We start from the raw sequence: 11597 nt of genomic DNA, 5'->3' as shown, positions 1-11597 counted from the left end.
ATCTTGGAAGGCGCACGCTACACGCCCGAGATCACGGGGTCAAGGCGCGCCCTGCGGGCGGAGGGCGCGTAGCCAGCTCGCCACCCCCTCGACCACCCAGTCGGGCGTCGAGGCGCCGGCCGAGAGCCCGACCACCTGGCACCCGTCGAACCACTCCGGCCGGAGCTCGGCCTCGGTCTCCACGTGCCACGTGCGCGCCTGGATCTCGCGGCAGATCTCGGCGAGATGGCGCGTGTTCGCGCTGTTCTTGCCGCCGACGACCACCACCGCGTCCACCTCGCGGGCGAGCGAGCGGGCGTCCGCCTGCCGCTCCTCCGTGTCGTTGCAGATGGTGTTCACCGCCCGGACCTCCTTGTGCCGGAGGGCGAGCGCGCCCACGACCGCCTCGAAGTCCGCGCCGATGCAGGTGGTCTGCGCGATGACGGCGACCTTCTTCGCCGGGATCTCCGGGATGGGGCCGCCCGGCTTCACGACCGTGCAGGGCCCCTCGCTGAACGAGACGACGCCCTTGATCTCGGCGTGGTTCGCGTCCCCGACGATGACGACGTGATACCCCTCGGCGCTGAGCTTCTGGGCCATCGCCTGCGGGTACTTCACGTAGGGGCAGGTGCCGTCCACGACCTCGAGCCCGCGCCCGTCCGCGCGCTCGAGCTCCTCCTTCACCGCGCCGTGCGTGCGGACGACGACGGTGGTCCCGTCCGTCACCTCGCCGACGGCGTTGACGGTGCCGACGCCCTTCTCGCGGAAGCGCGCCACCGCCTGCGGGTTGTGGATGATGGGTCCGAGCGTCACGACGGGCCCGGAGGAGTGGTCGGCGACCTCCATCACCTTGTCGACGGTGCGGCGGACGCCCCAGCAGAAACCGGCGGTCTTGGCGATCTTCACTTCCACGCGGCGCTCTATATAACGCCCTCCTCCGCCGTGGCCAGCCTGCCGGGCCCCCGTCCCTCCCGGCACCGCCCCTCCCGCTACTCGGCGTCGTGGACGTGGAAATGCGCGTGCTCGGCGGAGCCGTGGCGGTGGGCGTGCCGGTGCGCCAGCCCGCTCCGCACGAGGAGCGCCTCGTCCCGGAGCAGCTCGGCCGGGGCGCCGTCGAAGAGGATCCCGCCGCCCGCCCGGTCGAGCAGGATCGCCCGGTCTCCCAGCTCCTCGACGACCGAGAGGTTGTGGGTCGTGGCGACGGTCGTCACGTCGAGCGCGGCGAGGAGCTCCACCACCCGCGCGGCCGCGGCGGGGTCGAGGTTCGCGGTGGCCTCGTCGAGGAGGAGCACCTTCGGATCGAGCGCGAGGACCGCGGCGAGCGCCACGCGCTTCTTCTCGCCGCCGGAGAGCTCGAACGGCGGGCGGTCCAGGAACGGCACGAGCTCGAGCGCCTCCGCCCAGCGGCGCACGCGCGCGTCCACGTCGAGGGCGCCGAGCTGGCGCGGACCGAACGCGAGCTCGTCCGCCACCGTGGGGTTGAACAGCATCCCGTCCACGTTCTGGAAGAGGAGCCCCACCTCGCTGCGGAACCGGCGCCGGAAGGTCGCGTCGTCGAGCGCCCGCGCCGTGAGCGGCATGCCGGCGTAGCGGAGCTCGCCCGCGGCGGGGAACGCGAGGCCGTCGAGCGCCCGGAGGAGCGTGGTCTTCCCGCAGCCGTTCACGCCGAGGAGGACGACGCGCTCGCCCGGCGCGACGGAGAGCGAGACGTCGCGGAGCACCGCCCGGCCGGAGAGCTCCAGGGTCACGTGGTCGAGCTGGAACGGCACTAGAACCCCCGGGAGCGCATGGCGTCGGAGACGTCGCGCGCGTTCTTCATGGAGAGCGTGAGGAGCGCGCCGGTGATCCCGCCCGCGCCCCGGACGACGTCGACCGGCCCGGGGCGGCGCAGCATGCGGCTCCTGAGGCCGAGGAGCGAGTCCGTCGCGAGCAGCCGGAGCGCGTGCACCTGCGCGAGCGTGAGGACGAGCAGCCGGCTCGCCGTCGGGAAGGGCGCGAGCGCGCGGAAGAGCTCGATCCGCGCGAGCGCGGAGAAGGTCACGAAGGCGATGAGCGCGGCGCGGAGCGCGAGCGCCACGAACGGCTCGGCGTCGGGCCAGCGGCCGGTGACGAGCCGGAGCCATCCCGCCGACGCGAGCGAGAGGAAGGCGGTGACCGGCACGACCGAGCGGAGGACGCGCCTCGCGGCGCGGAGCGCGCCCCGGCGGAGGAGCAGGAGCGCGAGGAGCGTCGCGAGCGACAGCCCGCGGAGGCCAGTCAGCGCCGACAGGCCGAAGACCGACGCCGCCCACAGGGCGAGGAGGAGCTGGCTGCGCCGCGGCTCAGAGCGCTTCACGGACCTTCGCCCTCCGCAGCACCGACAGCGCGAACAGCGTGTAGAGCCCCTCCGCGGGCCCGGTGACGGCGAGGCTCGGGATCATCATCGCCGCGAGCGTCACCGGCAGCGGGGTCGGGAAGTAGGCCGGAGAGAGCCGGTGCTGCAGCCCCAGGACGAGCGCCACGGCGAGGGTCGAGACCTGCACGGCGACCCAGGCGGCGACGAGCGCGGCGCCCCGCGGCGAGGCCCGCCGCAGCGCGAGGTGCACGAGCCAGCCGGCGAGCGGGCCGAGGAGCCCCATGGCGAGGGCGTTCACGCCGAGCACGGTGAAGCCGCCCGCGCCGAAGAAGAGCGCCTGCACGACGAGCACGAGCGACTCGCACACGAACGCGACGAGCGGGCCGTGCAGGATGGCGAGGAGCGTCACGCCCAGGAGGTGCGTGGAGGTGCCGCCCGGGAGCGGGATCATGATCGACTGGACGACGAACGCCACCGCGGTGAGCGCGCCGACCACCGGGAGCGAGTCCGCCGCGGAGCGGCCGAAGTGACGGCGCGCCGCCCACGCCCACAGCGGCGCCGAGACGGCCAGCGCGGGGAGCGTGAGCTGCGGGGAGACGAAGCCGTCGGGGACGTGCATCGCTAGCCGCTCGTGGATCTGCGCCGCGCGAGGAGGACGAGCGCGCCGAACACCGCCGCGATGACCGCCGCGCCGAGGAGCGGCCGCAGCACGAACGCCGCGCCGCCGCCCGCCCGCGCACCGCCCTGGGCTGCCGCCCCGGCCTGCGCGACCTCGACGGTCGTGTCGAGCCCGTGCCCGCCGGCCTCCACGACCTTCACGCGCCAGCGGCCGGGCGCGTCGGGGACGAACGCGAGCCAGCCTGCCCGATCCGTCCGGCCCGCCAGGTAGGCGGCTCCCGGCGTCGACGGCGAGAACACCTCGAACGGCGCGTCCGCGAGCGCCTCGCCGTCCGACTCGTACACCCGCACCGCCACCGCTCGCCCCCGCTCGACGTCGTGGAGGACCTCGTGCGCCCGCGCGCCGGCGGGCACGAGCCCGGCGAGGAGGACGAGGACGGTGAAGCTCGAGCGCATGCGGTGTGCCCTCTCCCTGGGGGGCGGAGCTGTTCGCACGAATTCGTGGTTCGTAATACCGAGCACCCAACCGGGCGTCAAGCGCGCGATCTGCCACGAGCTTCGGCCCTCCCATCTCCGAGCGCACGGCCTCGAGGGGACGTCCTGCTGGCCGCGAACGAAGCGTCACGCGAGCCGGGCACGCCCCTCCTTGCGCTGACTCCTCGGGCCCGCGCGACGCCCTCCCCGGCTCCCCTATGCTGCGGGGACCTCGCGCCCTCCGGAGGCACTCCCCATGAAGCTCGTCGCCGCCGCCCTGCTCGCCGTCGCCTCCCACGCGCTCGCGCTCGCGCAGGATCTCCCCGTGCGCGTGGTGACGCTCAGGTCTCCGGCGCTCGGCGAGGAGCGCACCGTGTACATCCTGACGCCGCCGGGCTACGAGCGCGGCGAGCGCCGGTATCCCGTCGTCTACTTCACGGATGGTGAGCGCACGCTGCCGCTCCTCGCGACGACGGCCCGCTTCCTCGCGAGCGCCGGCCGCATGCCCGAGGTGCTCCTCGTGGGCCTCGCTCACCCCGACCGCGTCCACGACCTGACGCCGACGCACGGGAAGCTCGAGCAGGGCGGAGGCGAGGAGGTCTCTTACGAGACGAGCGGCGGCGGGGAGCGCTTCCTCGCCTTCCTCGCGCAGGACCTCGTGCCCTGGGTGGACCGGAGCTACCGGACCGAGCCCCTGCGGATCCTGGCGGGCCACTCGTTCGGCGGGCTCTTCGCGCTGCACGCGATGACCGCGCGGCCCGGCGTGTTCCAGGCGGCCATCGCCGCGAGCCCGACGCTCGGCTGGGACCGCGACCTCGCGGCGAGGGAGGTGCGCGACGCGCTCGGGCGCAAGGACGGCCTCTCCGGGACCATCGTCCTCACGGTGGGCGACGAGGGCCGGCTCGCCGCCGCCCGCTTCCAGGAGCTGAAGGGGCTCCTCGCCCGCGGTGGCGCGGTCCACCTGCGGGCGCTCCACCTCGCGGGCGAGGATCACGTCACGACGCCCTTCGCGAGCTACTACGCCGGCCTCGAGGAGGTGTTCGACGGGTGGTCGATGGCGGTGTCCCCCGAGGCGACGGGGCCGCGCGGCGGCGCCGCGGCGGTCGAGGCCCACAACCGCGCGCTCTCGCAGCGGCTCGGGTTCGCGGTCCCGCCGCCGGAGCGCGCGCTCGCGCTCTCGGGCCTGCAGCTCCTCTCCGAGGGCGACCGTGACGGCGCGGTCCGCACGCTGCGCCGGACCGTCGAGCTCTACCCGTCCTCGCCCCGCGCGCGGCACGCGCTCGGCCTGGCGCTCGAGCGGAGCGGCGAGCTCGAGGGCGCGCGCGACGCGTACCGGCGTGCCTGGGAGGCGGCGAAGGCGGCGGGCGCCCGGGATGCGCCGGCGTACGAGGCGAGCTACCACCGCGCGAGCGGCGCGACCGGCACCGGCCGGCGATCGCCAGCGAGCGCAGGCGACGCGGACGTCCAGACGGAGTCCCGCGATCGCTACGGCGGGTACGACCGGGAGTCGCGGTTCGACGGTGGAGGCTAGCGAACCCCTCAGCCCTTCTCGCCCTTGTCGCCGACGAACCTGTCTCGGTCGTCGCGGAAGAGGACGTTGAAGGTCGTGAGGGAACCGTAGCAGCGCGTCACGTACTGCTGCAGCTCGATCTTCTCCGCGTCGGAGAGCTTGTCGTTCGCGTTGACCTTCTGCTCGAGCACGCGCAGCCGATCGCGGATCATCACGATCTTGTGGAACAGCGAGTCGAGGGGGATCTCCTTCGGCTGGGTCTGCCCGTCGCCCGGCTTGAGGACCACGGTGCCGCCCTCCCAGCGCGGCGCGAGCCGGACGTCGGCCCCCTCCTCGCGCAGCGCCTCGCGGATCGCCTCGGCGAACTCCTCGCGGGTCATGTCGGTCAGCTCCTCGGGCCAGGGGGACTGCGGCGCGGACTGCGGGAAAGGACGGTGGTGAGCGGCGGCGGGCGCGAGCGGCGCGCGCTCGAGCGGCGCGCCGGGATCCGCGCCGCGGTGGACGAGCGGGCTCGACGGGCGCGGCGCGCGCCGGCGGAGCTGCGTCGGGGGCGGCGCGGTCGGGATGGCGGCGTCGCGGGAGAGGTAGCGCTCGCAGGCCGGCGCGGTGCCCGGGAAGTCTCCGGTGCGGACGCCGAGGCGGCAGGGGCCGATGGGGCCGCGGGCGTCCTCGAGGATGGGCCGCCAGAGCCGGCAGCTCCCGCACTCCTTCGGCCCGTACCTGCGCTCCTCGCTCACGCTCTGCTCCGCCCCTCCGCCTGGAGCCGCTCCTCGACCGCGCGCACCAGCGCGTCCACCACCGCGTCGAGCGGCACGCCGCTCGTGTCCACCACCCGCGCGTCGTCCGCCGGCCGGAGCGGCGCGATGGCACGCTCCGAGTCGTTCTTGTCGCGCCGGAGCTGATCCGCCAGCACCTCGTCGTACGTCGACGGGTCGCCCTTCGCGCCGAGCTCGGCGTGGCGCCGGCGCGCGCGCTCCTCCGCGGAGGCGGTGAGGAAGAACTTCACGTCCGCGTCGGGGAACACGACCGTCCCGATGTCCCGCCCCTCGAGCACGGCGCCCCGGTTCTCCGGCGCGCAGGCGAGGCGGCGCTGCAGCTCGAGGAGCCCGGCCCGCACGACCGGGCGCGCCGAGACCGCGCTCGCGCCGATGGACATGGGCGGCGTGCGGATCTCGACCGAGACGTCGTCCGCGCCGAGCAGGACGCGCTGGCCGCCGCCCGGCGAGGGGGCGAAGTGGATCTCGAGCTCGGGCAGGAGCGCGCCGAGCGCCGCGTCGTCCTCGAACGCGATCCCCCGGCGCGCCGCGGCCAGCGCGACCGTGCGGTAGATCGCGCCGGTGTCGACCATCGCGAAGCCGAGGCGGGAGGCCACCCGCCGCGCCGCGGTGGACTTCCCCGCGCCCGCGGGGCCGTCGATCGCCACGATGAACGGCCGGCCGGCGGTCACGCTGCGAGGATCCTCCCGAGCGCCGCGAGGCAGCGCTCGTTCTCGCGCCGGAGCCCCACGGTGATCCGCAGCGCGCTCGGGAACCCGTAGCCCGCCACCGGGCGCGCGATCACGCCCTCGCGCAGCAGCGCCTCGAAGAGCTCCTTGCCCGTCCGGCCAGGGAAGTCGGCGAGGACGAAGTTGCCCTGGGAGGGGACGACGGTCGCGCCGAGCGCCGCGAGGCCGCTCGCGAGGAGCGGCCGCTCCTCGAGGACGAGCGCGCGGCTCTTCGCGACGTGCGCGGTGTCCTGGAGCGCCGCGGCGCCGGCCGCCTGGGCGACGAGGCTCGTGTTGAACGGGGGCCGCACGCGGTCGACGTACTCCACCACCTCCGGCCGCGCGAGCCCGTAGCCGAGACGCATGCCGGCGAGGCCGTAGATCTTGGAGAAGGTCCGGAGCACCACGACGTTCGGGTACTTCCGCCGGAGCGCGAGCGCGTCCTGGAACCCGGGCGCGTCCACGTACTCGACGTACGCCTCGTCGAGCACGACGAGGGTGTCCTTCGGCACCGCGTCGAGGAACGGGGTGAGCTCCGCCTCCGTGAACCAGGTGCCCGTCGGGTTGTCGGGATTCGCGAGGAAGACGAGCTTCGTGCGGCGGGAGAGGAGCTTGCGGAGCGCGTCGAGATCGTAGTGGAAGCGCGCCTTCATCGGCGCCTCGACGAGCGTGCGGCCGTGCTCGTGCGCGGCGAGCTTGTACGCGACGAAGCTCTGGGCGCTCGTCAGGACCTCCTCGCCGTCGAGCACGAACGACCGGACGAGCAGCTCGATGAGCTCGTTGGACCCGTTCCCGACCATCACCTCCTCGGGCGGGACGCCGAGCTTCGCGGCGAGCGCGTTGCGGAGGACGTACGCGGAGCCGTCCGGGTAGAGGTGCACCTTCGCGCACGCCTCCCGCGCCGCCGCCAGGGCGAGGGGCGAGGGGCCGAGCGCGTTCTCGTTGGAGGCGAGCTTGGCGACGTTCGATACGCCGTACTCCCGCTCGACCTCCTCGATGGGCTTCCCGGGGACGTACGGCGTCAGCGAGGCGACGTGGGGCGGGACGAGAGGCATGGGGCGACGGTTATACCCGACGGCCCCCGCGCTCGCGAAGGCCCCGCGCTACTCCTCGGTCGTGAACACGCCCATCGCCCGGAACTTCTTGTAGCGATCGACGACGAGCTGCTCGGGGGAGAGCTTCTCGAGCTCCGCGAGGTGGCGTCGGATCGCGCCGCGCACGTTCTCGGCGGCGAGGTCGTGATCGCGGTGCGCGCCGCCCTCGGGCTCGGGGATGATCTCGTCGGTGATGCCGAAGCCCGCGAGGTCCTTCGCGGTGAGCTTCAGCGCCTCCGCCGACTTCTTGCCCTGGGTGGAGTCGCGGTAGAGGATCGAGCTGCAGCTCTCGGGCGAGATGACGTTGTACCAGGCGTACTGCAGCATCAGGATCCGGTTCGTCACGCCGAGCCCGAGCGCGCCGCCGGACGCGCCCTCGCCGATGACCACCGAGATCGACGGGACCGAGAGCGACGACATCACCTCGAGGTTCGTCGCGATGGCCTCGGCCTGGCCGCGCTCCTCCGCGCCGATGCCGGGGTACGCGCCGGGCGTGTCGATGAAGATGATGACCGGGCGGCGGAAGCGCTCGGCGAGATCGAAGAGCCGGCGCGCCTTGCGGTAGCCCTCGGGGCGCGGCATCCCGAAGTTCCGCAGCATGTTCTCCTTCGTGCCGCGGCCCTTCTGGTGCCCCATCACGAGCACCGGCTCGCCGTCGAAGCGCGCGAACCCGGCCACGATGGCGCGATCCGCGGCGAAGCGGCGGTCGCCCTCGAGCTCGAAGAAGTCCGTGAACAGCCGGCCGAGGTAGTCGAGCGTGTACGGCCGGTTCGGATGGCGCGCGAGCTGGACGGTCTGCCACGGCGAGAGCTCGCTGAAGATCTCGGCCTGGAGCCGCTTCGCCTTCTTCTCGAGCTTCTGGATCTCGTCGGTGAAGTCGACGCGGGCGCCGCCGGACAGCTCCTTCAGCTCGGCGATCTTGGACTCGAGCGCGATGAGCGGGCGCTCGAAGTCGAGGGCATGGGCTGGCTTCGTCACGTCGCGCCTTATAGCACGAGGCGGCCGGAGCGCACGGTCGAGGCGCTGGACTTCTCAGCCGTTTTCGACGCGCCGCGCCAAGACCTCGACGTCCACCGGCGGCGCGATCCACTCGACGCCGCGCTCGCGCCGGAGCCAGATGACCTGCCGGCGCGCGTAGCGGCGGTGCGCCACCTGCACGCGCCGGATCGCCTCCGCGAGCTCGAGCTCCCCGCGCACGCACGCGACCGCCTCGGCGTAGCCGATGGGCAGCTTCGCGGGGAGCGCACCGCCGGTGCGCGCCACGAGCGCGCGCGCCTCGTCGAGGATCCCGCCGGCGAACATCTCCACCACGCGCGCGTCGATCCGCGCGTGGAGCGCCGCGCGCGGAGGGTCGAGCGCGAGGAGCCGCGCCGCGTAGCGGTCCGGCTGGAACGCGTGCTCGGCGTGGAGCTCCGACGGCCTCCGCCCAGCGGCGGCGATCTCGAGCGCGCGCACGATCCGCACGAGGTCGTTCGGGCGGATCCGCGCCGCCGACTCGGGGTCGATCGCGGCGAGCCGCGCGTGCAGCGCCGGGCGGCCGAGCCGCGCGGCCTCCTCCTCGAGGCGCGCGCGGAGCGCGGGATCGCGGCCGGGCGCCGCGACCACGCCGTGGAGCAGGGCGCGCACGTAGAGCCCGGTGCCGCCCGCGACGATGGGGAGCCGGCCGCGCGCGGCGACGTCCGCGATGGCGGCGTCGGCGAGCGCCGCGAAGCGGGCCGCGTCCATCCCCTCCCCCGGCTCCACCACGTCGAGCAGGTGGTGGGGCGCGGCGGCACGCTCGGTGGGTGAAGGCTTGGCGGTGCCGACGTCGAGCCCGCGGTAGACCTGCTGCGAGTCCGCGTTCACGATCTCGCCGCCGAGGCGGCGCGCGAGGGCGACGGCGAGCGCGGTCTTCCCCGACGCCGTCGGCCCCGCGATGACGAGGAGGCGGATCACCTCACCCGCGCGACGAGGTCCGCGAGCGCGACCGGCGTCTCCTCGCGCGTCGCGAGGTCCTTCAGCTTCGCCTGGCCGGTCTGGACCTCGTTGCCGCCGAGGACGAGCGCGTAGCGCGCGCCGACCCGCTCCGCCTGCTTGAACTGCGCCTTCATCTTGCCGCCGCGCGGGTCGAGCTCGCAGGCGATCCCGGCGCGGCGCAGCTCCGCGGCGCGCCGGAGCGCCTCGCGCGCGCCCGCCTCGTCGGCGCTGACGAAGAACACGACCGGCTTGCGCTCGGGCGCGGCGCGGCCGGCCTTCTCGAGGATCATCGCGAGCCGCTCCTGGCCGAGCGCGAAGCCGATGCCCGGCGTGGGCGGCCCGCCCAGGGTCTCCACGAGCCCGTCGTAGCGGCCGCCGCCCGCCACCGCGGACTGCGAGCCGAGGGCGTCGGAGGTGAACTCGTAGGCGGTGCGGACGTAGTAGTCGAGACCGCGCACGAGGCGCGTGTCCACGGTGTAGCGGACGCCGAGCGCGTCGAGGCCGCTCTTCACGGCCTCGAAGTGGGCGGCGCACTCGGGGCAGAGCCGCTCGAGGAGCCGCGGCGCCGCGGCGAGCACGGGCTGGCAGCTCTCGACCTTGCAGTCGAGGACGCGCAGCGGGTTCCGCTCCATGCGCTCGTTGCAGTCGGCGCAGAGCTCGCCCTTGTGCGACCCGAGGTACGCGCGGAGGTCCTGGAGGTACGCCGGGCGGCAGCTCCGGTCGCCGACCGAGTTGAGCTTCAGCTCGGCGCGGACCCCGAGGCGGGCGAGGAAGTCGTCGAGGAGCGCGATCTGCTCGGCGTCGAGGAACGGCTCGGCGATCCCGAAGGCCTCGCAGCCGATCTGGTGGAACTGGCGGTAGCGGCCCTTCTGCGGCCGCTCGCGGCGGAACATCGGGCCCACGTAGAACCACTTCTGCGGGCCCTCGACGAACGCGCCGTGCTCGATGAACGCCCGCACCGTGCCGGCGGTGCCCTCGGGGCGCAGGGCGAGCAGGTCCTCGCCCTTGTCCTCGAAGACGTACATCTCCTTCTTCACGATGTCGGTCGCCTCGCCGACGCCGCGCGCGAACAGCTGCGCCGGCTCGACCACGGGGGTCCGCACCTCGCGGTACCCGTAGAGCGCGAACACCTCGCGCGCGATCGCCTCCATCTCCTGCCAGCGTGCCGCCTGGCCGGGCAGGAGGTCGTTCATCCCCTTGACGCCGTTGATCTTCGTCGCCATCGCCGCGTCTCTCTACCAGAAAAGGCTCAAGGGGGCCCACCGATCGGCTCTCCCACGCGCACCCGCGCGCCGGGCACGAGGCGGGCGTCGAGGCGCACGCGCCCCGGCTCGAAGAGCAGGATGACGGTCGAGCCCATCTCGAACGCGCCGAGCTCACCGCCCTTCTCGGCGGGCAGCGGCGAGGCGTAGTCGCGCGCGGCGGCGGTCGCCGCCTTGAGGTTCGTCACCGGGACGGTGGGGTCGTAGTAGGCGCGGACCCGGCCGACGACCGTCGCGCCCACCGCGACGACCGCGCAGGCGCCGAGCGGCGTCTCGAGGATCGTGACGAGCCGCTCGTTCACGGTGAAGAGGCCCGGCACGCTCCGGACCGACGCGGGGTTCACGGGCCAGAGCTGGCCCGGCACGTAGCGCCAGCCGGTGATCCTGCCGCCGAGCGGGAAGTGGATGCGGTGGTAGTCGCGCGGCGACAGGTAGACGGTCGTGTAGGCGCCGCCCTGGAGCCGCCGCGCGAGCGCCTCGTCGCCGACGAGCGCGCCCACGGAGTAGTCGATCCCCTTCGCCTGGACGAGCCGCCCGTCCGCCGCGGTGCCGGCCTCGGAGACGGCCCCGTCCACGGGCGAGACGACGACCGTGTCGCCGGGCGCGATGGGGCGGAGCCCGGGCCGGAGCGGCCGCGCGAAGAACTCGCCGAAGGTCCCGTAGACCTGGAGCTCCGGGCACTCGGACAGATCGATGCCGTAGCGCGCGGCGAACGCCCGCATGGCGGCGAGCCGCACCGACGCGGGCGCGTTCCAGCGCGTGAGCGCGCCGGCGAGGCGCGAGACGGTGTTCTTCGGCAGGAGCTTCAGGGCGGAGATGAAGAGCTTTTCGTTCATGCGGGCGCGGCAGTGTAAACCAACGCTCGGCCCGGGAGATCGCCGCGGCG

General features: G+C 74.3%; 13 protein-coding genes. 1 reads left to right on the top strand and 12 read right to left on the bottom strand.

Annotation, left to right across the window (positions count from 1 at the left end; all coding sequences use genetic code 11):
• Positions 1 to 39: 39 nt before the first annotated feature.
• The 5 genes from ispH to MLV88_RS14510 all read right to left on the bottom strand — a co-directional run bounded on the left by ispH (position 40) and on the right by MLV88_RS14510 (position 3388).
• Positions 40 to 891 carry a 4-hydroxy-3-methylbut-2-enyl diphosphate reductase gene (gene ispH / locus MLV88_RS14530; protein WP_242339530.1) on the bottom strand — a complete coding sequence of 284 codons (852 nt, stop codon included), beginning with the start codon at positions 889 to 891 and terminating at the stop codon, positions 40 to 42.
• A 77-nt stretch (positions 892 to 968) separates the two neighbouring features.
• Entirely contained in the window at positions 969 to 1748 is a 780-nt protein-coding gene (locus MLV88_RS14525; RefSeq protein ID WP_243337817.1) for an energy-coupling factor ABC transporter ATP-binding protein, read from the bottom strand.
• Positions 1748 to 2314: a hypothetical protein gene (locus MLV88_RS14520; protein WP_242355726.1), complete on the bottom strand. Its 567-nt coding sequence runs from the start codon at positions 2312 to 2314 to the stop codon at positions 1748 to 1750. The genes MLV88_RS14525 and MLV88_RS14520 overlap by 1 nt, the downstream gene beginning before the upstream one ends.
• Complete coding sequence (locus tag MLV88_RS14515) at positions 2301 to 2933, bottom strand: energy-coupling factor ABC transporter permease (protein ID WP_242339523.1); 633 nt, start codon at positions 2931 to 2933, stop codon at positions 2301 to 2303. The genes MLV88_RS14520 and MLV88_RS14515 overlap by 14 nt, the downstream gene beginning before the upstream one ends.
• Positions 2934 to 2935: 2 nt before the next feature.
• Positions 2936 to 3388, bottom strand: coding sequence for a hypothetical protein (locus MLV88_RS14510; protein WP_243337816.1), 453 nt, complete (start codon positions 3386 to 3388; stop codon positions 2936 to 2938).
• 274 nt (positions 3389 to 3662) lie between these two features.
• On the opposite strand from MLV88_RS14510, the gene MLV88_RS14505 reads away from it, so the two are divergent.
• Entirely contained in the window at positions 3663 to 4937 is a 1275-nt protein-coding gene (locus tag MLV88_RS14505) for an alpha/beta hydrolase (RefSeq protein WP_243337814.1), read from the top strand.
• 8 nt (positions 4938 to 4945) lie between these two features.
• Here the strand turns inward: MLV88_RS14505 and MLV88_RS14500 are convergent, their stop codons facing one another.
• The 7 genes from MLV88_RS14500 to asd are packed head-to-tail and all read right to left on the bottom strand — an operon-like array spanning position 4946 to position 11547.
• Positions 4946 to 5653 carry a hypothetical protein gene (locus MLV88_RS14500; protein ID WP_242339518.1) on the bottom strand — a complete coding sequence of 236 codons (708 nt, stop codon included), beginning with the start codon at positions 5651 to 5653 and terminating at the stop codon, positions 4946 to 4948.
• Positions 5650 to 6363 (bottom strand): (d)CMP kinase, encoded by a 714-nt coding sequence (cmk, locus tag MLV88_RS14495; RefSeq protein ID WP_242339516.1) that lies wholly within the window; start codon positions 6361 to 6363, stop codon positions 5650 to 5652. Before cmk ends, MLV88_RS14500 begins: the two co-directional genes overlap by 4 nt.
• On the bottom strand, positions 6360 to 7454 hold the full coding sequence (hisC, locus tag MLV88_RS14490; RefSeq protein WP_242339514.1) for a histidinol-phosphate transaminase: 1095 nt from the start codon (positions 7452 to 7454) through the stop codon (positions 6360 to 6362). The genes cmk and hisC overlap by 4 nt, the downstream gene beginning before the upstream one ends.
• Before the next feature lie 48 nt (positions 7455 to 7502).
• Complete coding sequence (locus MLV88_RS14485; RefSeq protein ID WP_242339512.1) at positions 7503 to 8471, bottom strand: acetyl-CoA carboxylase carboxyltransferase subunit alpha; 969 nt, start codon at positions 8469 to 8471, stop codon at positions 7503 to 7505.
• 54 nt (positions 8472 to 8525) lie between these two features.
• On the bottom strand, positions 8526 to 9425 hold the full coding sequence (gene miaA, locus MLV88_RS14480) for a tRNA (adenosine(37)-N6)-dimethylallyltransferase MiaA (protein ID WP_242339538.1): 900 nt from the start codon (positions 9423 to 9425) through the stop codon (positions 8526 to 8528).
• Positions 9425 to 10672, bottom strand: a complete 1248-nt coding sequence (gene hisS, locus MLV88_RS14475; protein ID WP_242339509.1) for a histidine--tRNA ligase — start codon at positions 10670 to 10672, stop codon at positions 9425 to 9427. The genes miaA and hisS overlap by 1 nt, the downstream gene beginning before the upstream one ends.
• Before the next feature lie 26 nt (positions 10673 to 10698).
• On the bottom strand, positions 10699 to 11547 hold the full coding sequence (asd, locus tag MLV88_RS14470; RefSeq protein WP_242339507.1) for an archaetidylserine decarboxylase: 849 nt from the start codon (positions 11545 to 11547) through the stop codon (positions 10699 to 10701).
• Positions 11548 to 11597 lie beyond the last annotated feature (50 nt).

The organism is Anaeromyxobacter soli, from assembly GCF_022808855.1.
GTDB classification, from domain to species: domain Bacteria; phylum Myxococcota; class Myxococcia; order Myxococcales; family Anaeromyxobacteraceae; genus Anaeromyxobacter; species Anaeromyxobacter soli.
Note: the sequence above shows the minus strand (reverse complement) of the source record. Positions and strands in the feature narration are given on the sequence as shown.

Coding starts and splice junctions, on each gene's coding strand:
- MLV88_RS14515 (WP_242339523.1), bottom strand. CDS start 2,933: ATGCACGTCCCCGACGGCTTCGTCTCCCCGCAGCTCACGCTCCCCGCG.
- MLV88_RS14510 (WP_243337816.1), bottom strand. CDS start 3,388: ATGCGCTCGAGCTTCACCGTCCTCGTCCTCCTCGCCGGGCTCGTGCCC.
- hisS (WP_242339509.1), bottom strand. CDS start 10,672: ATGGCGACGAAGATCAACGGCGTCAAGGGGATGAACGACCTCCTGCCC.
- hisC (WP_242339514.1), bottom strand. CDS start 7,454: ATGCCTCTCGTCCCGCCCCACGTCGCCTCGCTGACGCCGTACGTCCCC.
- MLV88_RS14505 (WP_243337814.1), top strand. CDS start 3,663: ATGAAGCTCGTCGCCGCCGCCCTGCTCGCCGTCGCCTCCCACGCGCTC.
- asd (WP_242339507.1), bottom strand. CDS start 11,547: ATGAACGAAAAGCTCTTCATCTCCGCCCTGAAGCTCCTGCCGAAGAAC.